Below are 21856 nucleotides of genomic sequence, written 5' to 3'. Positions count from 1 at the left end.
ATGAACGCTTTCCCTGAATCCGTGGTGCTCCTGGCCGACGACCGTACCCCGATCGGGACGGCGGACAAGTTCACGGTGCACACAGCCCACACGCCCCTGCACCTGGCGTTCTCGTGCCACGTCCGGAACACCGACGGTGACGTCCTGGTGACCCGACGAGCACTGTCGAAGAAGACCTGGCCGGGGGTGTGGACGAACACCTTCTGCGGCCACCCCGGGCCGGACGAGTCCTTCGAGGACGCCATCGCCCGTCGGGCCTCCCGCGAGCTCGGCATCACGGTGCGCGACGTCGAGGTCGTGCTGCCGGAGTTCCGGTACCGCGCGGTCGACGCCTCCGGCATCGTGGAGAACGAGGTCTGCCCCGTCTTCCGCGCCGTGACCGACGACACCCCGGCGCCCGCGGACGACGAGGTCGCCGAGTGGGCATGGGTGTCCGAGGACTCTCTCAGGCAGGCCGTCGCCGGCGCGCCGTTCGCCTGGAGCCCGTGGCTCGGGTGGCAGCTCGCCGAGCTCGAGACCGCCGGGCTGCACGTCACGCGCTGACGTTCCTGCGTCAGGCGCCACGGGTTGTCCGACCCCACGCCGCAGGCGTACGCTCGACCGTCGGTAGCGCTCTGGGCGCCGCCACGACGAGACGAGAAGGGCAGGTGAGGCGCGATGTCGGGTGACCATCCTCGATCGGGCCGGCCGCCCGTGTCGGTCGTCGCGCCCGTTCGCTGACCCTGCCCCGCCCCGGATCGCCTCCGGGGCGCCATCGCGCCCGCCTGCTCCCCACCGGAGGAGCACGCACATGGCACTGATCGACAACGCGATCTACGTCCGGGGACGCCGCGTGGAGTCTCCGTCGACCCCGTCGCGCCCGGCTCGTGGCGACCTGACGTGGATCGGGCTGCTCCGGCCCGACCCGCACGAGCTCGAGGCCGTCGCCGCCGAGTTCGACCTGCACGAGAACGCCGTCGAGGACGCCCGCAAGGGACACCAGCGCGCCAAGCTCGAGCGCTACGGCGACACCCTGTTCCTGGTGCTCCGTCCGGCCTGGTTCGACCCGGCCTCGGGCACCGTGGAGTTCGGGGAGGTGCACCTGTTCGTCGGCGACCACTTCGTGGTGAGCGTCCGGCACGCCGCCCGACCCGACCTGGCGGCACTCCGGGCACAGGTCGAGGCGGACCCGGAGTTCCTGGCGAAGGGGTCCGAGGCGGTGACCGCGGCCGTGCTCGACGAGGTCGTGGACGGCTACGGCCCAGTCGTCCAGGTGCTGCAGGAACAGATCGACGCCATCGAGGACCAGCTGTTCGCCGGACAGGTCGACGCCGGGGTCTCGAAGCGCATCTACCAGCTGCTCAGTGAGGTCCTGGCGTTCCAGCGGGCCACCACCCCGGTGCCGGCGATGGTGACCGGGCTGCTCCGCGGTGCGGACAAGTACGGCGTCGACGACGACGTGCAGCACCGGCTCCGCAACGTGCACGACCACGCGCTCCGGGTCACCGAGCGCGTCGACTCGTTCCGGGCCCTGCTCGAGAACGCCCTGACCCTGCACGCCACCCTGGTGTCGCAGGAGCAGAACGAGGCGATGCGCCGGATGACCAGCGCGAGCCTGGCCCAGGGCGAGGAGAGCCGGCAACTCGCCCGGGCAGCCCACCGCCAGGGCGAAGAGGTCAAGAAGATCTCGTCATGGGCGGCGATCCTGTTCGCGCCCGGCCTGATCGCCGGTGTCTACGGGATGAACTTCGACCACATGCCCGAGCTGCACTGGCACTACGGGTACCCGGTCGCGATCCTCGGCATGCTCCTGCTGATGGGCGTGCTCTGGGCGATCTTCCGCAAGCGCAACTGGCTCTGAGCGGACGGCGGATCGACGCACAGGTGGCGTCGATCCGCCGGACGTGCATAATGATCTGGCCCGGAATGTGAACGTGCACATCGATGTGCCACGACACCCGGGCGGAAACGAGCAGCAATGGCGTCATCGCGGACACAGCAACCGCGTTCGCCCAGCATCCGTGACGTCGCACGGATCGCGGGCGTCTCGCACCAGACCGTCTCGCGGGTGCTGAACAACTCGGACGCGATCCGGGCCGAGACACGCGACAAGGTCCTGGCGGCCATGGAGCAGCTGCAGTACCGGCCGAACCGGGCTGCACGCGCCCTGGTCACGAGCCGGACCCACACGATCGGCGTCCTGACGGCCCGCCGCGCCCACTACGGCCCCGCCGTGGCACTGCAGGCGATCGAGGACGCCGCGATGCTCCGCGGCTACTCGGTCACGACGGCGAACATCGCCGAGGCGACCGACGCCGCCGTCCGTGAAGGACTGGGGCACCTGCTCGACCTCGACGTCGAGGGCATCGTCGTCATCGCGCCCCAGCAGCGGGTCTTCGACCTGATCGCGGAGCTCGGGATCCGCACCCCCTACGTCACCATGCGCGCCAGCGTCGGCGAGGACCCGACGGCCCTGTGGGTGGACCAGATGGAGGGCGCACGACTCGCGACCGCGCACCTGCTCGACCTGGGGCACGAGTACGTCCGACACATCGCGGGGCCGCAGGACTGGATCGAGGCCGATGCCCGGATGCAGGGGTTCCTGCGCGAGATGTCCGACCGCGACATGGCCGTCGCCCCGCCGATCCTGGGCGACTGGACCGCCGACTTCGGCTACCACGCCGGCCGCGAGCTGCTGCGGTGGCGGGACTGCACCGCCATCTTCTGCTCGAACGACCAGATGGCGCTCGGCGTGATGCACGCAGCGCGCTCGTACGGGCTCGACGTCCCGGGCGACCTGTCCGTGGTCGGCTACGACGACATCCCGGAGGCGAAGCACTTCTGGCCGCCGCTCACCACGGTGCAGGTCGACTTCGCCGAGCTCGGGCGTCGCTGTGTGGACCTGCTGCTGCCGAGTGAGGGCGAGCTGCTCCGCCCGATCGACATCGTCCCGCAGCTGGTCGTGCGCGCCTCCACCAGCGCGCCCCGCACACGCTGACGCACATCGGGCCGCGCCCACCCCGGAGTACCTGCCAGGAACGGGCGTACCTGCCACGAACTTCCGACCCGGTACGCCCGGAAGCGCCAGGTACACCCGCTCCGACAAGGCGAGCGCGGCCCCGGACGGGCCATCGAACGGACGGGAGGCCCGTGGCGGGCCCGCCACGGGCCTCCCGTCCGCGCATGCGGATCCACGCAACGAAGCGCCCGGTTCCGGGGCCCCTGGCCCCAACCCGGGGGACGTTCCCTCCGGATCACGCACGCCGTTACGAAAACGCGACCAATCCGAATTGACAGCCGCACCGAGGCTGTGCGTAAATTGCCTCCGTCCAGCCGATGTGACCGTTCACATGAGCGTCACACCAGCAGGACACCGGACGCGACAACGAAGTCCACGCAGGCCACCTGCGCCCATTCGCTGCCGCAGCAGAACCACCCGAACAACTGCCGCATCGCAGCGGCAGAAGGAGATGCACTGTGGCGTCAACCCCGATCGACACCGGCCTCGAGACCCGGTCGATCACCGCACCCGAGACGATCCTCGAGATGCGCTCGATCACCAAGGAGTTCCCTGGTGTGAAGGCGCTGGCCGACGTCTCCCTCAGCGTCCGCGCCGGCGAGATCCACGCGATCTGCGGCGAGAACGGCGCCGGCAAGTCGACCCTGATGAAGGTCTTGTCGGGCGTCTACCCGTACGGCACCTACAGCGGCGAGATCGTCTACGAGGGCGAAGAAGTCCGCTTCTCGAACATCAAGCAGTCCGAGCAGGCCGGCATCGTCATCATCCACCAGGAGCTGGCACTCATCCCGGAGCTCTCGATCACCGAGAACCTGTTCCTCGGCAACGAGCCGGGCCGCTTCGGACGCATCGACTGGACCGCCGCGCAGCTCCGTGCGCAGGACCTGCTCGCCCGCGTGGGCCTGGCCGACGACCCGGACACGCAGATCAAGAACCTCGGTGTCGGCAAGCAGCAGCTCGTCGAGATCGCGAAGGCCCTGCACAAGGACGTCAAGCTCCTGATCCTCGACGAGCCGACCGCCGCGCTCAACGAGAACGACTCGCAGCACCTGCTCGACCTGATCGTCGGGCTGAAGGCCAAGGGCATCGCGAGCATCATCATCAGCCACAAGCTCAACGAGATCGAGCAGATCGCCGACGAGATCACGATCATCCGCGACGGCAAGGCCATCGAGACGCTCAACGTCAAGGCGGACGGCGTCAACGAGGACCGCATCATCCGCGGCATGGTCGGCCGCTCGCTCGAGTCGCGCTTCCCCGACCGCACCCCGAAGATCGGCGAGACCTTCTTCGAGGTCCGCAACTGGACCGTGCAGCACCCGCTCGACTCGTCGCGTCTGGTCTGCAAGGCCTCGAACTTCCACGTCCGCCGCGGTGAGATCGTCGGCTTCGCCGGCCTGATGGGCGCCGGACGCACCGAGCTCGCGATGAGCCTGTTCGGCCGCTCGTACGGCACCTGGCTCGACGGCCAGATCATCAAGGACGGCCGCGAGATCAAGGTCACGAACGTCCAGCAGGCGATCGAGAACGGCCTCGGCTACGTCTCCGAGGACCGCAAGGCGCTCGGCCTGAACCTGCTCGACACCGTGAAGCGCTCGACGGTCGCCGCCGACCTGCAGAAGATCTCGAAGCTCGGTGTCGTCGACTCGCTCGAGGAGTACTCGGTCGCCGAGAAGTACCGCAAGATGCTCCGCACGAAGGTGCCGAGCGTCGAGGACAACGTCGGCAAGCTGTCCGGTGGCAACCAGCAGAAGGTCGTCCTGTCCAAGTGGATGTTCACCGACCCGGACATCCTGATCCTCGACGAGCCCACCCGCGGCATCGACGTGGGCGCCAAGTTCGAGATCTACGGGATCATCCAGCAGCTCGCCGCCGAGGGGAAGGGCATCATCCTCATCTCGTCCGAGCTCCCCGAACTCCTCGGTCTCTCCGACCGGATCTACACCATCTTCGAGGGCCAGATCACCGCTGACCTCCCGGCCGACCAGGCCGATCCCGAATCGCTCATGCGCAGCATGACCTCCGCGCGGAAGGGCGCCACCGCCTCATGAACAACCTGAAACTGCTCTTCGGCAAGGGCAACAGCATCGGCCAGTACGGCATGATCATCGCGCTCATCGTGCTGCTGATCTTCTTCTCGGTCACGACGAACGGGCTCATCCTCGAGCCGACCAACGTCATCAACCTGTTCCTGCAGTACTCCTACATCCTGATCCTGGCGCTCGGCATGGTCATGGTCATCATCGCGGGGCACATCGACCTGTCGGTGGGTTCGGTCGCAGCGGTCGTCGGCATCGTCGTGGCGCAGTCCATGGCCGTGTGGGACTTCCCGGTGTGGGCCGCCATCATCCTGGGTCTCGCATGCGGTGCCCTGATCGGTGCGTGGCAGGGCTTCTGGGTCGCGTTCGTGAAGGTCCCGGCCTTCATCGTGACGCTGGCCGGTCAGCTCATCTTCCGTGGTGTGAACCAGATCATCGGCAACTCGACGTCGGTCCCCGTCCCGGATGCCTTCACCCCGATCGGCGCCGGCTTCCTCGGTGACTTCGGCCCCGACTTCGGCTTCAGCAACGGCACGCTGCTCATCGGCCTCGTCACAGTCCTCGCGCTCATCATCATCGAGGCCCGGGGCCGTGCCCGCCGTCGGAAGATGCAGGCCGAGGTCCCGCCGCTGTGGGTCTCGATCGTGCGCACCGGCATCCTGGTCGCCGTCACGCTCGTCGCCACGTACCTGTTCGGTGCCGGTCCGGTCGGCACCTCGGTCCCGATCGTCGCGATCATCCTCGGCATCCTGACCATCGTCTACGGCTTCGTCACGAAGAACACGATCTTCGGTCGCCAGGTCTACGCCGTCGGTGGCAACGCCAACGCGGCCGTCCTGTCCGGCGTCTCGGCGCGGCGGGTCAACTTCTTCGTCATGATGAACATGTCCGTCCTCGCCGCGATCGCCGGCATGGTGTTCGTCGCCTACTCCGGCGCTTCGGGCCCCGCGGACGGCACCGGCTGGGAGCTCGACGCGATCGCCGCCGTGTTCGTCGGTGGCGCGGCGGTCGCCGGTGGTGTCGGCACGATCTCCGGCTCGATCATCGGTGGTCTCGTGATGGCGCTGCTGTCGAACGGTCTGCAGCTCATGGGCCTCGAGTCCAACCAGGTGCAGATCATCCGCGGCCTGGTCCTGCTCGTCGCCGTCGCCTTCGACGTCTACTCGAAGTCGCAGGGACGCCCGTCGCTCATCGGGGGCATGATGCGGCAGTTCCAGCGGAAGGACACCGAGCAGAACACGGTGGCCGCCCAGCAGCCGCGGTCCATCGAGGACCAGCCGGACAAGATCACCCTCCCCTAGTCCACCCCTCCCCACAGCGGGGCTCCGGCCCCACACCTCCTCAACGAAGAGAAAGCAATCACATGCGCAAGAAGATCGTCGCCGGCCTCAGCCTGGCGCTCATCGCGGGCCTCGCCCTCAGCGGCTGCTCGGCACGCGGCTCGTCCGACGACGCCGGCAGCACCAGCAGCATCAAGAAGGGCGACCTCATCGGCGTCGCCCTGCCGGCCAAGACCTCGCAGAACTGGGTCCTCGCGGGCGCCGCCTTCAAGAAGTCGATCGAGGACGCCGGCTTCAAGGCCGACATCCAGTACGCCAACGCCGGCAACCCGGTCCCCGACCAGCAGTCGCAGATCTCGGGCATGATCACCAAGGGTGCCAAGGCCGTCATCATCGGTGCCGCCGACGGTTCGCAGCTGACCGCGCAGGTGAAGTCCGCCAAGGACCGTGGCGCCGTCGTCATCGCCTGGGACCGCAACATCCTGAACACGAAGAACGTCGACTACTACGTGGCGTTCAACAACTTCAAGGTCGGCCAGCTCCAGGCCGAGGCGCTGCTCAAGGGCCTCGAGGAGAAGAAGGGCGACAAGCCGTACAACGTCGAGCTCTTCGCCGGTTCGCCGGACGACGCCAACGCGACCGTGTTCTTCAACGGTGCGATGGACGTCCTGCAGCCGAAGATCGACGACGGCACGATCAAGGTCGTCTCCGGTCAGACCACCTTCCAGAAGGTCGTCACGCAGGGCTGGCTCGCGCAGAAGGCCCAGTCGCGCATGACCGACCTGCTCTCGCAGTACTACACGGGTGACACCGAGCTCGACGGCGTCCTGTCGCCGAACGACACCCTCGCCCGTGCGATCCTCACCGCGACCAAGGCCGCCGGCAAGGACAACCCCGTCGTGACGGGCCAGGACTCGGAGACCGCGTCCATCCCGCTCATCATGAAGGGCACGCAGTACTCGACGATCTTCAAGGACACGTCGAAGGAGGCCCAGGCGGCCGTCGACCTCGTCTCCACGCTGTCGAAGGGCGACAAGCCCGACACGACGATGGACAAGACGAACAACTACAACGGCAAGAAGACGGTCCCCGCGATCGAGCTCACGCCGGTCCTGGTCACCAAGGACAACGCCGTCGAGGCCTACAAGGGCAACGACACCCTCGAGGAGCTCGCCAAGAAGGGCTGATCTCCCCAGCACCACGGACGGCCCCGTCTCGCCTCGGCGAGACGGGGCCGTCCTGCGTCGTCCGGAGGCCGGCCACAGGGCGGACGGGAGGCTCGGTGCACGTCGTGGCCGTGCCTCCCGTCCGCCCTGTGGTCCGGTCTACGGCTGAGCGGCGCGCAGCCGCCGAGCCGCCTCGGCCAGGAGCGGCACGTCCGTCCGCGCGGTGCCGAACACGACGGCTCGCGTGGTGTCGAAGTACCGCCGGGTGAGTCGCTCACCCAGGTCCGACACCCGCGACCACGGGATGCTCGGCTCGCCCGCGGTGACCGCCGCGGGGAGCACGCGGACGGCCTCACCGATCTCGACCAGGCGCATCCGGACGGCGTCGTGCACGAGGTCCTCGGGCAACCGGCGGTCGTCGACGTAGCGCAGGATCGCGGCACAGGCGGCGATGACGTCGTCGAGACGATCGCGGACGTCGCGACGGGTGGTCGACCCGCGGGTCACAGGGGCACCGCGGTCCGGACGACCTCGCGGCTCATCCCCGCCGCATCGACCACGTCGACGCGGACACCGAGGAGTCGTTCAGCCGCGTCCTGGATCCGCATGAGCGCGAAGATCCCGAGCCCCGGGTCGAGGTCGATCATCAGGTCGACGTCGCTGCCCGGGCCGTCCTCGCCCCGAGCGACGCTGCCGAAGAGTCGAGGACGGTGCCCGCCGAAGCGCTCGACGATCGCGATGAGCTCCTGCCGCGCGGCGGTGACGCGGTCCCGCAGGGGCGGTGGTTCCTCGACGGGCTGCAGGTCGATGCTGGTCGTGAAGCCCGCGGCGTGGAGCATGCGTTGCAGCGCCGCGAGCGATGGTTCGCGCCGACCGTTCTCATAGGTGCTGATGACGCTCTGCGTGACGCCGGCACGCTGGGCGAGCTGGACCTGGGTCAGTTCGGCGCGCTCACGGGCGTCGCGGATGAGCACCGCGGCCGACAGTGGCCGGGCGGACCGTTGGGGAACAGCGGACATGCTGCAACGATACACAGCATCCAACATTTTCGTCTGCCGCCGGAGCGGCACACGCTCAGCGGTGGTCGGAGACGTCCGCCCGGTGGAAGTTCAGCGCCGAGCGCGACGCGGTCGGGCCGCGCTGGCCCTGGTAACGGGACTGGTACTCGGCGGATCCGTAGGGCTTCTCGGCCGGGCTCGACAACTGGAAGAAGCACAGCTGTCCGATCTTCATCCCCGGCCACAACTCGATGGGCAGCGTCGCCACGTTCGACAGCTCGAGCGTCACGTGCCCGGAGAACCCGGGGTCGATGAAGCCCGCGGTCGAGTGGGTCAGGAGGCCGAGGCGACCGAGCGAGCTCTTGCCCTCGAGCCGTGCGGCGATGTCGTCGGGCAGCGTCACGACCTCGAACGTGGAGCCGAGGACGAACTCGCCCGGGTGCAGCACGAACGCCTCGTCCGGGTCGGTCTCGACCAGACGGGTCAGGTCGGGCTGGTCCACCGCGGGGTCGATGTGCGGGTACTTGTGGTTGTCGAACAGCCGGAAGAACTTGTCGAGCCGGACGTCGATGCTCGACGGCTGCACGAGCGAGGCGTCGTACGGGTCGAGGCCGATCCGGCCTGCAGCGAGCTGGGCGGTGATGTCGCGGTCGGAGAGCAGCACGGACGAAGCCTAGCGGCAGCGGGCGTCGCGCCGGTATGCTGCCAGGCTGCCCACCACCCGGGCGGGCGGCGTTCGGAGCAGTGATGACCACGTACACCGTCGACGAGATCACGGTGCCCACCTCGATGGACGACGACCCGTCCACCGTCGCGACCTTCGCCGAGTGGCTCGCGGTGTCCGACGGGGCCGGAGCAGCCGTGCACGGGCTGCACGAGTTGGCCTGGACCCCGGAGGAGTACCTGCCGCTGTGCCGCGAGCCGGGAGCGCCGAGCCGACTCGTCGTCGCGCGCGATGACCGCGGCACCGTGGTCGGTGCCGGCTCGTACGACACGAAGCAGGAGCCCGGCACCACCAACTGCTGGCTGTCGGTCGGCGTCGCCCCCGAGCACCAGCGCCGCGGCGTCGGGACGCTGCTCGCCGACCACCTGGAGGCGATGGCCCGTGCCGACGGCCGCACGCAGTGGAAGACGTACGCGGTCTCGCGGCAGGTCGGTCCCGCGTCGGGGCCCGGGTACGTGCAGGCACCGACGGGGTTCGGCGCCGTGCCGGAGGACGAGGCCGGGGTGCGGTTCCTGACCGCCCGCGGCTGGCACTTCGGCCAGGTCAACCGGATCAGCCGGCTCCCGCTGCCCGCCGACGCATCCCTGGTGCGCGGACTGCACGAGCGGGCGTCCGCTGCCGCCGGCCCGGAGTACCGCGTGCACGCCTGGACGGGTCGCACACCGGAGCAGTGGCTCGACGGCATCGCCCTGCTCGAGACCCGGATGAGCACCGACGCGCCCGCCGGGGACATGGAGGAGCCCGAGGACGTCTGGACCGCCGAACGACTCCGGGAGCACGAGGACGAGCTCGCCCGGGCACCGCGCACCCTGCTCACCGTGGCCGTCGAGCACCTGCCGACGACCATCCTGGCCGGTTTCACGCAGCTGTCCGTGCCGGACGACCCGGCACGGCCGGCACAGCAGTGGGACACCCTGGTGCTCCGGGAGCACCGCGGCCACCGGCTCGGCTGGCTGCTCAAGGTCGTCGGGATCCAGGAACTCGAGCGGCGGTTCCCGGGGCGCCCCTCGGTCATCACGTTCAACGCGGAGGAGAACCGCCACATGCTCGACGTGAACGAGGCCGTCGGGTTCGTCGGCGTCGGCTGCGAGGGCATCTGGGAACGGCGGGTCTGAGGGCGCATCCGAGGGGCCGCCGTCCAGCCGACACGCCTACCATTGGACGGTCATGACCGTCACGTCACCCGAAACCCAGCCCACCGGGTCAGCGCCGGACGCCGCCCCCACCACCGGGCGCTCGTCCACCGTCGCGACGGTCCTCGTCATCGCGATCCCGCTGGCCGTCGCGTGCTCGATCCTCGGGCTGACCGTCACCGGGGCCTTCAGCGCGAGTCAGCAGCTGGTGTCCGCCGGCGAGGTCGTCGAGTACGGCCTGCCGATCGCCCGCGTCGTGCACGACACGATGGCGGCGCTGACCATCGGGCTCCTCATCGTCGCCGCGTTCGCGCTCCCCGCGCAGAAGAAGGACCACGGCGCCGTGTCCAGCGTGCAGCACCGTGCGACCCGGTGGGCTGCTGCGACCGGCGCCGTCTGGTTCCTGGCCGCAGCGGTGAGCATCGTCCTGACCGGCGCGAACACCCTCGGTGTCCCGCTCACCAGCCCGGTGTTCGCCCGCAACTTCATGCTCTTCGCGTTCCAGGTCGAGATCGGCCAGGCGCTCGTGGTGTCGGCTGCCGCGATCCTGGTCGCCACGGTGGTCGCCGCCTTCGCCACCCGGGTGACGACCCTGGCGTTCGCCACCGTGATCGGCCTGTTCGCCCTGCTCCCCCTGGCGCTGTCCGGGCACGCCGCCGGGTCGCTCGAGCACGCGAACGCGGTGAACTCGCTCGCCATCCACCTGGTCGGGGTGTGCGTGTGGGCCGGCGGCCTGGTCGCCGTGGTCCTGCTCCGCACCCGCACCAGGGGCGCGACCGGACGCGTGATCGCCCGGTACTCGACGCTCGCCGGCTGGTCGTTCGGAGCCGTCGCGTTCTCCGGCATCGTCAACGCGTCGCTCCGACTGACCGGCCCGCTCGACCTGGTCACGACCTCGTACGGCTGGCTCATCACCGTCAAGGCGCTCATCCTCGTGCTGCTCGGCGTCGCGGGGATCGTGCAGCGCCGGAAGCTCGTTCCCGGGCTCCTCCGCGCTCCGCTCGACCGCCGCCTGTTCACCCGGTTCGCCCTGGCCGAGATCGTGTTCATGGCCGTGGCCATCGGTGTCTCGGTCGCCGTGTCCCGTTCACAGCCGCCGATCCCGCAGACCCCGGCGACGGGCGAGGACACCCGCTCCGGCCTGATCGGGTTCCCGTTCCCGCCGGCGCAGACCACGCAGACCTACCTGACCCAGTGGCACATCGACTGGGTGTGGCTCGGCTTGGCCGTCGTCGGGGCCGTCTGGTACCTGCTGGCGGTGCGCAAGCTCCGGAAGCGCGGCGACGCCTGGCCCGTCGGTCGCACCATCGCCTGGCTGCTCGGCTGCGCCCTGTTCATCTGGACGACGTCGGCCGGCCCCGCGGTCTACGGCATGATCCACTTCTCGTCGCACATGCTCCAGCACATGCTGCTGATGATGTTCGTCCCGCTGCCGCTCGTGCTCGGCGGCCCGGTGCTCCTCGCGCTCCGCACCCTGCCGGTCCGGAACGACGGCTCACGCGGCGCCCGCGAGTGGCTCATGCTCTTCGTGCACTCCCGCTGGATGCAGTTCCTCGGCAAGCCCGCCGTCGCGGGGATCATCTTCGCCGGGTCCCTCGTGGTGTTCTACTTCACGCCGGCGTACCAGGCCGCGATGCAGTCGCACGAGTGGCACGTCGCGATGATCATCCACTTCGTCCTGAGCGGCTACCTGTTCTTCTGGGTCTTCGTCGGCGTCGACCCGGGCCCGCAGCGCCCGCCGTACCCGATGCTCATCATCACGCTGCTGGCCACCCTGGCGTTCCACGCGTTCTTCGGCGTCGCGGTCATGACGTCGCAGTCGGTGTTCGCGATCGACTGGTTCCACGCACTGGGGCAGACGAACGACGCCGCACTGCTCGACGACCAGCACACCGGCGGCGGCATCGCCTGGGGTGCATCGGAGCTCCCGATGGTGTTCGTGGCCCTGCTCGTCGTCCGGAACTGGATGCGCTCGGACAAGCGCGACGCGAAGCGCCTGGACCGCAAGGCCGACCGCGACGGTGACGCCGACCTCAAGGCCTACAACGAGCGTCTGGCCGCGATGAGCAAGCGGGACTGACGCGCGGCACCGGCCACACTGCTGGCACGACCCGGGTCAGTCCCCGTGGACGATGCAGACCGCGTCGAGGTCCATCGCGGCCTCGAGCGCGGCCGAGATCCCCGATTCCCCGTCGGGGCCGGCGGGCGTCACGGTGTCGACCCACCACAGCGGGGTCGCCAGGGTCGGGGCGTCCGGCAGGATCCGCTCGACCTCATCGGAGGAGTCCACCCGGCGAACGCCGAGCACGGTGATCACCGGGTGGGTGGCGTCCCGGCAGACCTGCATCATCGGGCCGTCGTCGAGCGCCCGGACACCCCAGGTCTCGTCGTGCAGCAGGAGCGCCTCCGCCACCTCGCGCGTCTCCACCGGCTGGCGGCAGAGGATGGTGACGTCACGCGGCACCCTGACCGCCCACCATCCGGTCGTCGCGGACGTGCCCGTCGAGCGTGCCCTCGTCGTGCGCGGGGTCGAGCGGTGCGCCACCGACCAGCTGCAGGAAGCGGTCCTCGTCGATGCGGTCCAGGAACGACTCGAGCGCCTCCCAGCCGTCCTCGAAGCGGACGATCATGCCGCCGTCGTCAGCGGCGTCGGCGTCCGGACGGGCGGCCGATCCGGAGCCGGCTGCGAAGGTCGCGGTCGTGGTGCGCGGTGGCGGCCAGACGCCGTCGCGGTCCAGGAAGCCGGCGGCCTCGGGGCCCACGACGACGGCGAGCGGCGACGGTTCGCCGTGCGAGACGGCCCGCACCAGGTGGTCCGCGTCGCCGCGGCGCTGCATGACCACACCGAACACGGGGACGACCTGGTCGGCGACCCGCTGCACGGCGTCGAACATGCGGTTGGCCAGGCCCGGGTCGGTGTTCTCCTCGGGCACGGTGAGCACGGCGGACATCGTCTCGACGACGACCCCGCCGACCAGGTGCGCGGTCATCGTCGCGGAGAACCCCTCGCCGACGGCGTACGAGGTGGAGATGCCGGGCGCCTCGTGCTTCGCGTACTGCGTGACGACCCAGCGGTCCCACGGCACGGTGAGCGGTTCGGCGGTGCCCCACCGGGTCGGGCAGGTGCCGACGGTGTGGCACAGCGCCTCGATCGCGGAGCCCATGTCGACGGCACGGCCGGGGTGGTGGCGGAGGGTCAGGTCGATGCTGATCTGTCGCACCGAGTCGGCCGAGACCGGGTGCTCGGGTGACGGCGTGCCCACGAGTTCGGGGCCGCGGTGCACGAAGTCCTCGATGTCCGATGCGGCGACGCCGGTCCGGCCGTCACGCAGTGTGCCGTCGAAGTCCGACACCGCCCACGCGGCGCCGTACGCGCCGAGCGCGTGCCGGAGTGCCGGGGTGATCGCTGCGGCCCGGCCGGTGCGGAGCACGACCGTCCGTCCGGCGTCCGCCGACCGACGGAGCAGCGAGGCGAGCGCGTCGGTCAGCCACACGACGGGCGAGGCGGACTCGACCACGATCGCCGAGCCGACCACGTCGTCGATGAGGGGATGCCTGACCATCCGGGTCCTCCTCGGTTCGGGGCTGGAACTCCCTGGACGGTACACACGGGGGCGACACCTGTCCGTCAGGCTCGCACCCTCACAGCGGAGACTCGGGAGGCGCGACACGCGGCCGCGAGACGGCGTACGGTGCGCGGTCGGCTGGCTTCCAGGCGAGAATCCGCTAGGCTTGCCGAGTCCCGTTCTGCGGGGCGCGCGAGTGTAGTTCAATGGTAGAACTCCAGCTTCCCAAGCTGGTAGCGCGGGTTCGATTCCCGTCACTCGCTCCGTCGGACGTACGCTCGCCGCATGTCCTCCTCTCCCGGTTCCCCCGAACACGTGGCACCCGTGGTCGTCATCGGTGGCGGGGTCGTCGGTGCCGCGACCGCGTACGCGCTCGCCGCCCGCGGCGAGCGCGTCCTGCTCGTGGAACAGCACGCCCGCGGCCATCACCTCGGCTCCTCGCACGGTGCGACCCGGATCTTCCGGCAGGGCTACGCCGACCCGGAGTACGTCGCGCTGACCACGCGGGCACTGGCGCTGTGGGAAGCGTTCGAGGCCGCTGCCGGCGAAGAGCTCATCGTCCGCACGGGTGCCGTCGACCACGGCCGGCCCGAGGTCGTCGACGCGATCGCCGCCGCCCTCGCCGACGCGGGGATCTCCCACGAGTCGCTCTCGCCGGACCAGGCGGCGGCGCGCTGGCCCGGCATCGCGTTCGAGGGGCACGTGCTGACCCACCCGTCGGCAGGACGCATCCGCTCCGACCGGACGATCGAGGTGTTCCTCACGCTGGCCGAAGCGACCGGACTCGCGGACCTGCGCTTCGAGACCCGGGTCACCGGGCTCGAGGACCACGGTGACGACGTCACCGTGACGCTGTCCGACGGCAGCGCGGTCCGCACCGCGTCCGTGGTCGCCGCGGTGGGATCGTGGGCCCCCACGCTGGTCGGCGAGCTGCTCGCCGGACGCGGGGCGGGCCTCCCGGCCATCCGCGTCACCCAGGAGCAGCCGGCCCACTTCCCCAGCCACCTGCCGGACGCGGCCTGGCCGAGCTTCGTGCACTGGGCCGACGGCGACGACGTGTACGGGCTGCTGACGCCGGGTGAGGGCGTGAAGGTCGGGTTCCACGGCACCGGGCCCGTCGTCGACCCGGACCACCGGGACTTCGTGCCCGTGCCGGCCGAGGCCGAGCGACTGCAGGCGTACGTCGCGCGGTACGTGCCGGGGGTCGACGCGACGAAGCCTGAGTTCATCAGCTGCCTGTACGACAACTCCCCCGACGAGGACTTCGTCATCGACCGGGTCGGGCCACTGACCGTGGCGACGGGGTTCTCCGGGCACGGCTTCAAGTTCGCGCCACTGCTCGGCGAGATGCTCGCGGACCTCGCGACGGGTGGCGTGCCACACCCGCGCTTCGCCCTGCCGGAGCCGGTGCCCGCGACCTGACGCACGGACGGGTCCACCGCACGACGGCGTCTCGCGACGGGCCGCTACGGTGGGAGCTGTGCGCATCATCGTGGCTCCGGACTCGTTCAAGGGCACCGCGACGGCGGCGTCGATCGTTGCGGCGGTCCGCGACGGTTGGCTGACCGAGCGGCCCGACGACGACGTGGTGCTCGTCCCGATGGCCGACGGCGGCGAGGGCACGCTCGACGCCTTCGCGACCGCCGTCCCCGGAGCCGTCCGGGTCCCCGTCACCGTCACCGGACCGGGCGGCACGCCGGTCGACACCCACTGGCTGCGGCTGCCCGACGGCCGCGCGGTCGTGGAGCTCGCGGCGACGAGCGGCCTCCCCCTGCTCGACGCACCGATGCCGGACACGGCGACGAGCCGCGGGTTCGGCGAAGCGATCGCCGCCGCGCTCGACGCCGGTGCCACGGGGCTCGTGCTCGGCATCGGGGGCAGCGCGTCCACCGACGGCGGGCGTCCGGTGCTCGAGGCGCTCGGACTCGACAGTGACGGAGCCGGCACCGACGGCCTCCGGGAACTCCCCCCGCTCGGCGTCACCGTGCTCACCGACGTGACCTCTCCCCTGCTCGGTCCGACCGGTGCCGCCGCGGTCTTCGGCCCGCAGAAGGGCATCACGCCCGACCGGGTGGCGTCCGTCGACGACCGGCTCGCCACCTGGGCCGCGCGGTTCCCCGACGTCGACCCGGACACCCCGGGCGCCGGAGCCGCCGGCGGTGTCGGGTTCGGCCTGCTGGTGTGGGGCGCCACGCTCGCCGGCGGGGCCGCGGCCGTCGCCGAGGTCCTCGGGCTCCCGGCACTGCTCGACGGAGCCGATGTGGTGGTCAGCGGCGAAGGGTGCTTCGACGGGCAGAGCGCCGTCGGCAAGGTGCCCTCGGTGGTCCGCGACCTGACCGCGGCGCACGCTCCCGGCGCCCGTTCGATGCTCGTCGCCGGCGCGATCGAGGCCCCGCTCGACGACTACGCGGCCGCCGCATCGCTCACCGTGCTCGCGACGCAGACCACCGGCGAGCCCGACGACGCCCTCGCCGACCCGCTGCGCTTCGCCACGATCGCGGGACAGCGGTTGGCCCGGCTCGTCTGAGCGAACAGGACGACGCGAGCAACGCGGCGGCGCGGTGCCGCGCCGACGCGCCGGGCAGCCGCCGCGACGCGCCCGTCCGCGGGCACAGGGGTGTCCTGGTTGTACCTCCCACCCGGCCTCGCCTGCGCGCAGACTGGTTCCGGGCCGGAACCGGCCCGCGACGAACCACCCCACGAGGAGATCATTGCGCACCGTCAACGCGTACGCGGCACCGTCAGCGACCGAGCCGCTCGTCAAGACCACCATCACCCGTCGTGACGTCGGCCCGAACGACGTCGAGATCGACATCGCCTACGCCGGCATCTGCCACTCGGACATCCACACCGTCCGCGGCGAGTGGGGCCCCATCCAGTACCCGCAGGTCGTCGGCCACGAGATCGTCGGACACGTCTCCGCCGTCGGTGAGAACGTCACCAAGCACCAGGTCGGCGACCGCGTCGGCGTCGGCTGCATGGTGAACTCCTGCGGCGAGTGCGAGAACTGCGTCGCCGGCCAGGAGCAGTACTGCCTCAAGGGCAACATCCAGACCTACGCGGGCGTCGACCCGGCCGACGGCTCGATCACCCAGGGCGGCTACTCGCAGGCCGTCGTGGTGAACGAGGACTTCGTCCTCCGGGTCCCCGAGTCGCTCGACATCGAGAAGGTCGCGCCGCTGCTCTGCGCCGGCATCACCACCTACTCGCCGCTGCACCACTGGAACGCCGGCCCGGGCACCAAGGTCGCCGTCGTCGGCATGGGCGGGCTCGGCCACATGGCCGTCAAGATCGCCGTCGCGCTCGGCGCCGAGGTCACCGTCCTGTCGCAGACCACCTCGAAGCAGGAGGACTCGCTCCGCTACGGCGCGAAGGCCCACTACGCGACGAAGGACCCGGAGACGTTCGAGAAGCTCGCGAACTCCTTCGAGCTCATCATCAACACCGTCTCGGCGAAGATCCCGATGGGCGCCTACCTCGGCCTGCTCAAGGTCGACGGCACGCTCGTCAACGTCGGCGCTCCGTCCGAGCCGCTCGAGGTCCCGGCCTTCGCGCTCATCCCGCGTCGGCTCAGCTGGGCTGGCTCCGCCATCGGCGGCATCCAGGAGACCCAGGAGATGCTCGACTTCTGCGCCGAGCACGGGATCCTGCCGGAGACCGAGCTCATCAGCGCCGACCAGATCAACGAGGCCTACGAGCGCGTGCTGTCCTCGGACGTGCGCTACCGCTTCGTGATCGACGCGGCCACGCTGGCGTAGTCGTCACCACCTGATCGACGGGAGGCCCGTTGCCGGCTGGCAACGGGCCTCCCCCGCAGGCTCGGTCGGCGCGCCCCGCGCAACGCTTCGCGTTGCCACGGAGCGGGGCGCGCCCGTCTGACGTCCCCGGGCCGTCAGCCGACCTCGTCGCCGGACGGCAGCGCACCGCACCAGTCGACGGAGCCCGCGTCGATGCTCGCCTCGAGCGCGCCGGAGGCCGCGTCGACGATGCTCACGAGCTCGCCGGTCGCCGACTTCGTCGCGACCGCGACGAACTGGCTGTTCGGGGACGGGCAGACCGCGGTGACGCTCGCGTCGTCCGGGATCGTCACCGGCAGCCGGGAGGCCCGTCCCCCGTCCACGCGCACGATCCGTGCCGCGATGGTGCCGTCCGACCGCACGTCCCCCAGCACCCGCAGGTACGTGTCGTCGGACAGCTGGGCGATGCGGCCGAGGACGGCCGCATCGGTGCTCGCGGCGGGCGCCTGCAGCGCCGACTTCGACCCGTCGGTCAGGTCCAGCCGCTCGATGCCGGTGCCCGTCTCGACGACGGCCGTGGTGCCGGTGCCGACGAAGCCGTGCAGGTAGGTGGCGCTGCCGAGCCGGACCGGGTCGACCCGCCCGCTCATGTCGACGAGCACCAGGTCGTCGCTGCCCGTCCGGACCAGCGCGCTCTCGGTGCGCGGTACGTACGCCCACTGCCCGACCGTCATCGGCACGGCCCCCGTCTTCGGCTTGCCGTTCGCCGCGATCGCCGTGGGCATGTGGGTACCGGTCATGTCGACCACGTACAGGCCGGTGTTCCGGGACTGCCCGGTCGAGGTGTCGGCGTACTCGAACCCGAACGAGGCGCCGTCGTCGGCGACGTGGAGCGCCGTGACGCGGCCCTCGGCGGTCGGCAGGGTGAGGTGTTCGACGGGGGCATCGGCGTCCTGCACGCCACCGCTCAGCGCCACGATGTCCACGGACGAGCTCGCGTCCGTGCCGCTCACGACCACGAGGGAGCGGCCGAGCCGGGCGTACTCCGAGATCGCCGTGCCCTCGTAGACCGTCGTGGCGCCGCCGGCGTCGAGGGATCGCCGGACGATGCGGTCCTTCGCCCCGGCCTGCCCCGGGACGAGTGCGAGCACGTCGGTGCTGCCGGTGCGGATCGCCGCCGTCAGGTCGGACGTGGCGTGCTGCCCGGGTGCCCGCACGCCCGCGACCGTCACGGTGTACTCGCGGTCGTACGCCAGGGGCCCGGCGAACTCGACCGCGATCGTGTTGCCGCTCGAGGTCACGGTGTGCGCCGCAGCCGGGCTGACCCGGACGTCGGCGGCCGCGACCTTCTGCAGCGCCTGGTTCGCGGTCAGGATGACCCGCTGGGCCGGACGGGTGACGAGACCGGTCGCGTCGTAGGACACGTCGCGGAGCCGCGGGCCCTGCTGCGAGCCGACGACCGCGGCGAGCGCGGCGACCACGGCGAGGACCACCACGACGGCGACGTACCGGCGGTGGAAGCGGTGTGCGACGGGGCGGCGCTCGCGGAGCTGACCTCCGCGGAGCTGGTCCCCGGGGCGCTGGTCACCGTGACGCTCAGAACTCATACGGGTCCTCGGGCTGCGCGATGTCGGTGATCTCCGCGGCCTTGACGACGATGCGGGCGTCGGCGGACTGGTCCGGGTTGGCGGCCAGGGCTCCGCGGACGGTGACCCACTGCCCCTCGTCGGGGACGGTCCCGTCGCCGTCGCCGGTGACGACACCGAGGCCGACCGGTTGCGCGTCCACGGCGCAGCAGCTGATCACGAAGCGGGTGAGGGTGAAGGACCCGTCGTCGCCCGGCACCACGAAGCCGGTCAGTTCGACCTGCTTGCCGACCAGGGCCGTCGTGTCCGTGGTCTGCCGGATCAGCGCGGCCCAGTCCTTGACGCCGTACTCCGACGTGTCGACGCCCTCGCTGCCGAGCAGCTGCACCGCCGACTCCGAGCCGGTCGCGTTGGACAGGGTCGCGGAGTCCACGCTCCGCTGCTGGGCGGTCCGGGCGGACAGGGTCGTCGGGGGCAGGACGAGCATCGCGACGGTGACACCGATCGTGACGACGCCGGCGGCTCCGCCGAGGGCGAGGCGGACGACGCGACCGCGCCCGGGGCGCGGCTGGTGGGCTTCGGCGTCGGCGTCGTGCCGGTGGGCATCGCCGTCGGCGTGGTGTTCGTCCGCTTCGTCGCCGTGCGTGTGGCCGTACCCGCGGGCCGTGGCCACCAGCCCGGCGATCGACGCGGGCACCCCGACGGCGGCGAGCACGACCGTGAACACCGAGTAGCGCGGGTTGATGTACAGGTCGAGGTGCCCGACCAGCGCGAGCCACAGCGTGCAGAGGGCCGCGGCCAGCACCGACCCGAGACCCAGGTAGGCGGCCGCGTTGCTGCGTGCATCAGACGAGGACATTCATCACCAACCCGACGGCTCCGGCGAACAGGACGCACACGACGGACAGCAGCACCAGGAAGCGGACCCGGAACGTCGTGCGCAGCAGGGCGATCATCTTGACGTCGATGATCGGCCCGATGATCAGGAAGGCCGTGATCGAACCGGGCAGGAACGTCGACGCGAACGAGAGCGCGAAGAAGGCGTCGACGTTCGAGCAGAGCGACACCGTCATCGCCAGCAGCATCATCGCCGCGACGGACAGCACGGGGTTCGAGCCGACGGCCACCAGGGTCGAACGGGGCACGGCGACCTGGATCGCCGCGGCGAGGCCGGCGCCGACGAACAGCGCCGGCATCATCGTCGCCGTCTCGCCGCCGAACTGCGCGGCGCTCTGCCGCCAGCGGTGCAGGCCGCGGGGCGCTCCGACGGCCGCACGGCACCGGGCCTCGAAGGCGGGGAGCAGCAGGTCGGCCGGACGGCGGTGCGCGGCGACGATCCAGCCGACGAGGTTCGCGATGACGAACCCGCCGACGATGCGTACCGGCAGGATCCACCCGGACCAGCCGAACGCCTGCGCGGTGCTGATGATGACGAGCGGGTTGAGGATCGGGGCCGCGACCAGGAACGTGACGGCTTCGGCCGGCGTGAACCCGCGCATCATCAGGCCGCGGGCGAGCGGGACGTTGCCGCACTCGCACACCGGGAACAGCATGCCGATCAGGGAGATCACGGCGCGCCGGCCGAAGGCGTTCTGCGGCAGGACCTTCTCGAGCGCGCCGACCGGCACCCAGACCTCGACGACGATCGACAGCACGATGCCGAGCACCACGAACGGCAGGGACTCGACGACGACGCTGATCGCCAGCGTGAGGAAGTCCTGCACGACGTCCGGCAGCCCGGTCGACCCGATGCTCGGCGAGAACAGCCGGATGCCCAGCAGGACGACGACGGCGAGCAGCACCAGGCCGGGGCCGGTGAGGCTCCGGGTGCGCTGCGGCGGCCGCGTGGTCGTCGTCACCGGGACAGGATAGGTGACGCGTCCTACCCGGGGCTGCGCGCGCCCCCTCGCACGGTGCGAGGGGACGGCCGATGGATCGTTCGGTGCGAGGTTCTGTACTCGGTGCAGGGTCGCGAGCCTCACACCGCGTACGGAACCTCGCACGACCCGTACGCCCCCCTCGCACGGTGCGGGGGAGCAGTGCGCTCAGCCGGCGGTGACGCCGTCCAGGTGTCGGTCGAGCACGTCGATCGCCCAGTCGCCGGACTCCCCCGGGGCCAGTCGGACGACCTGCATCGCGAGCCCGTCCAGGAGCGCGTGCAGACGGCAGGCCTCGTACTCCCGGTCGTCCGCCGGCACACCGAGCAACCCGAGGACCTCCTCGCACCACGTCCGCATCGCCGCGACGGTCCGGTCGAGCGTCGGCCGGAGCGCGACGTCGGTGAGCGCGGCGTTGCCGAGTGCCAGGTAGACCTCGAGCTCGATGACCCGTTCCTCGTCGAGGGGCAGCAGCTCGAGCACGATCCGGCGTGCCCGTCGGGTCGGTGTCAGGTCAGCCGGGATGGCGTCGATGCGCTCCCGCGTCCGGTCGAACACGAGGGCGATGGTGTGCTCGCGGACGCTCGCCTGCGTCGGGAACGTGTAGCGGACCGTGCTCGGCGGCAGCCCCGCCTCGGCGGCGACGTTCCGCACGCTCAGCGCTCCGAGGCCGTCGCGGGTGAGCACCCGGCACGCCGCCTCGGACACGGTGCGGCGGCGTTCGTCGACGTCCATGCTCCTGGCCACGACGC

General features: G+C 70.9%; 20 protein-coding genes and 1 tRNA gene. 12 read left to right on the top strand and 9 right to left on the bottom strand.

Annotation, left to right across the window (positions count from 1 at the left end):
* The 6 genes from idi to OE229_RS04895 all read left to right on the top strand — a co-directional run bounded on the left by idi (position 1) and on the right by OE229_RS04895 (position 7504).
* The gene (idi, locus tag OE229_RS04920; protein WP_071246200.1) at positions 1-543 is read left to right on the top strand and encodes an isopentenyl-diphosphate Delta-isomerase; all 543 of its coding nucleotides are present in this window, start codon (positions 1-3) and stop codon (positions 541-543) included.
* 247 nt (positions 544-790) lie between these two features.
* Positions 791-1840 (top strand): magnesium and cobalt transport protein CorA, encoded by a 1050-nt coding sequence (locus OE229_RS04915; RefSeq protein WP_262140005.1) that lies wholly within the window; start codon positions 791-793, stop codon positions 1838-1840.
* A gap of 117 nt (positions 1841-1957) precedes the next feature.
* Positions 1958-2977 (top strand): LacI family DNA-binding transcriptional regulator, encoded by a 1020-nt coding sequence (locus OE229_RS04910; RefSeq protein WP_017886425.1) that lies wholly within the window; start codon positions 1958-1960, stop codon positions 2975-2977.
* 548 nt (positions 2978-3525) lie between these two features.
* Positions 3526-5049, top strand: coding sequence for a multiple monosaccharide ABC transporter ATP-binding protein (gene mmsA, locus OE229_RS04905; protein WP_111104781.1), 1524 nt, complete (start codon positions 3526-3528; stop codon positions 5047-5049).
* Complete coding sequence (mmsB, locus tag OE229_RS04900) at positions 5046-6338, top strand: multiple monosaccharide ABC transporter permease (RefSeq protein ID WP_110892126.1); 1293 nt, start codon at positions 5046-5048, stop codon at positions 6336-6338. Before mmsA ends, mmsB begins: the two co-directional genes overlap by 4 nt.
* A 62-nt stretch (positions 6339-6400) precedes the next feature.
* Complete coding sequence (locus OE229_RS04895; protein ID WP_111039391.1) at positions 6401-7504, top strand: substrate-binding domain-containing protein; 1104 nt, start codon at positions 6401-6403, stop codon at positions 7502-7504.
* Positions 7505-7642: 138 nt separating this feature from the next.
* Here the strand turns inward: OE229_RS04895 and OE229_RS04890 are convergent, their stop codons facing one another.
* The 3 genes from OE229_RS04890 to dcd are packed head-to-tail and all read right to left on the bottom strand — an operon-like array spanning position 7643 to position 9145.
* A complete protein-coding gene (locus OE229_RS04890; RefSeq protein ID WP_182064542.1) occupies positions 7643-7990 on the bottom strand; it encodes a HepT-like ribonuclease domain-containing protein in 348 nt (115 codons plus the stop codon).
* Positions 7987-8502 carry a helix-turn-helix domain-containing protein gene (locus tag OE229_RS04885; RefSeq protein WP_262140002.1) on the bottom strand — a complete coding sequence of 172 codons (516 nt, stop codon included), beginning with the start codon at positions 8500-8502 and terminating at the stop codon, positions 7987-7989. Before OE229_RS04885 ends, OE229_RS04890 begins: the two co-directional genes overlap by 4 nt.
* Positions 8503-8557: 55 nt before the next feature.
* A complete protein-coding gene (gene dcd, locus OE229_RS04880) occupies positions 8558-9145 on the bottom strand; it encodes a dCTP deaminase (protein ID WP_262140001.1) in 588 nt (195 codons plus the stop codon).
* 83 nt (positions 9146-9228) lie between these two features.
* Between dcd and OE229_RS04875 the strand changes: the two genes are divergently transcribed.
* Both OE229_RS04875 and OE229_RS04870 read left to right on the top strand, forming a co-directional pair.
* The gene (locus tag OE229_RS04875; RefSeq protein WP_262140000.1) at positions 9229-10320 is read left to right on the top strand and encodes a GNAT family N-acetyltransferase; all 1092 of its coding nucleotides are present in this window, start codon (positions 9229-9231) and stop codon (positions 10318-10320) included.
* A 52-nt stretch (positions 10321-10372) separates the two neighbouring features.
* Entirely contained in the window at positions 10373-12418 is a 2046-nt protein-coding gene (locus OE229_RS04870; protein ID WP_262139999.1) for a cytochrome c oxidase assembly protein, read from the top strand.
* Positions 12419-12454: 36 nt separating this feature from the next.
* On the opposite strand, the gene OE229_RS04865 is transcribed toward OE229_RS04870, so the two are convergent.
* Both OE229_RS04865 and OE229_RS04860 read right to left on the bottom strand, forming a co-directional pair.
* On the bottom strand, positions 12455-12802 hold the full coding sequence (locus OE229_RS04865; protein WP_110864947.1) for a hypothetical protein: 348 nt from the start codon (positions 12800-12802) through the stop codon (positions 12455-12457).
* Positions 12792-13901: a DUF6177 family protein gene (locus OE229_RS04860; protein ID WP_071404923.1), complete on the bottom strand. Its 1110-nt coding sequence runs from the start codon at positions 13899-13901 to the stop codon at positions 12792-12794. The genes OE229_RS04865 and OE229_RS04860 overlap by 11 nt, the downstream gene beginning before the upstream one ends.
* Before the next feature lie 195 nt (positions 13902-14096).
* Between OE229_RS04860 and OE229_RS04855 the strand changes: the two genes are divergently transcribed.
* The 4 genes from OE229_RS04855 to OE229_RS04840 all read left to right on the top strand — a co-directional run bounded on the left by OE229_RS04855 (position 14097) and on the right by OE229_RS04840 (position 17662).
* Positions 14097-14167 (top strand) — tRNA-Gly (locus tag OE229_RS04855).
* 22 nt (positions 14168-14189) lie between these two features.
* On the top strand, positions 14190-15326 hold the full coding sequence (locus OE229_RS04850; protein WP_262139998.1) for an FAD-dependent oxidoreductase: 1137 nt from the start codon (positions 14190-14192) through the stop codon (positions 15324-15326).
* A 58-nt stretch (positions 15327-15384) separates the two neighbouring features.
* The gene (locus OE229_RS04845) at positions 15385-16431 is read left to right on the top strand and encodes a glycerate kinase family protein (protein WP_262139997.1); all 1047 of its coding nucleotides are present in this window, start codon (positions 15385-15387) and stop codon (positions 16429-16431) included.
* A 184-nt stretch (positions 16432-16615) separates the two neighbouring features.
* A complete protein-coding gene (locus OE229_RS04840; RefSeq protein WP_182066195.1) occupies positions 16616-17662 on the top strand; it encodes an NAD(P)-dependent alcohol dehydrogenase in 1047 nt (348 codons plus the stop codon).
* Between the two features lie 134 nt (positions 17663-17796).
* Here the strand turns inward: OE229_RS04840 and OE229_RS04835 are convergent, their stop codons facing one another.
* The 4 genes from OE229_RS04835 to OE229_RS04820 all read right to left on the bottom strand — a co-directional run bounded on the left by OE229_RS04835 (position 17797) and on the right by OE229_RS04820 (position 21851).
* Positions 17797-19248 (bottom strand): hypothetical protein, encoded by a 1452-nt coding sequence (locus tag OE229_RS04835; RefSeq protein ID WP_262139996.1) that lies wholly within the window; start codon positions 19246-19248, stop codon positions 17797-17799.
* Entirely contained in the window at positions 19238-20086 is an 849-nt protein-coding gene (locus OE229_RS04830; protein ID WP_262139994.1) for a TIGR03943 family putative permease subunit, read from the bottom strand. The genes OE229_RS04835 and OE229_RS04830 overlap by 11 nt, the downstream gene beginning before the upstream one ends.
* Positions 20073-21086, bottom strand: coding sequence for a permease (locus OE229_RS04825; protein WP_071246228.1), 1014 nt, complete (start codon positions 21084-21086; stop codon positions 20073-20075). Before OE229_RS04825 ends, OE229_RS04830 begins: the two co-directional genes overlap by 14 nt.
* Positions 21087-21272: 186 nt before the next feature.
* Positions 21273-21851, bottom strand: coding sequence for a TetR/AcrR family transcriptional regulator (locus OE229_RS04820; RefSeq protein ID WP_259362869.1), 579 nt, complete (start codon positions 21849-21851; stop codon positions 21273-21275).
* Positions 21852-21856 lie beyond the last annotated feature (5 nt).

Origin of the sequence: Curtobacterium poinsettiae, assembly GCF_025677645.1 — a bacterium.
GTDB lineage: Bacteria > Actinomycetota > Actinomycetes > Actinomycetales > Microbacteriaceae > Curtobacterium > Curtobacterium poinsettiae_A.
The sequence above is the reverse complement of the archived record's forward strand: the minus strand, read 5'-3'. Positions and strand labels throughout refer to the sequence as shown.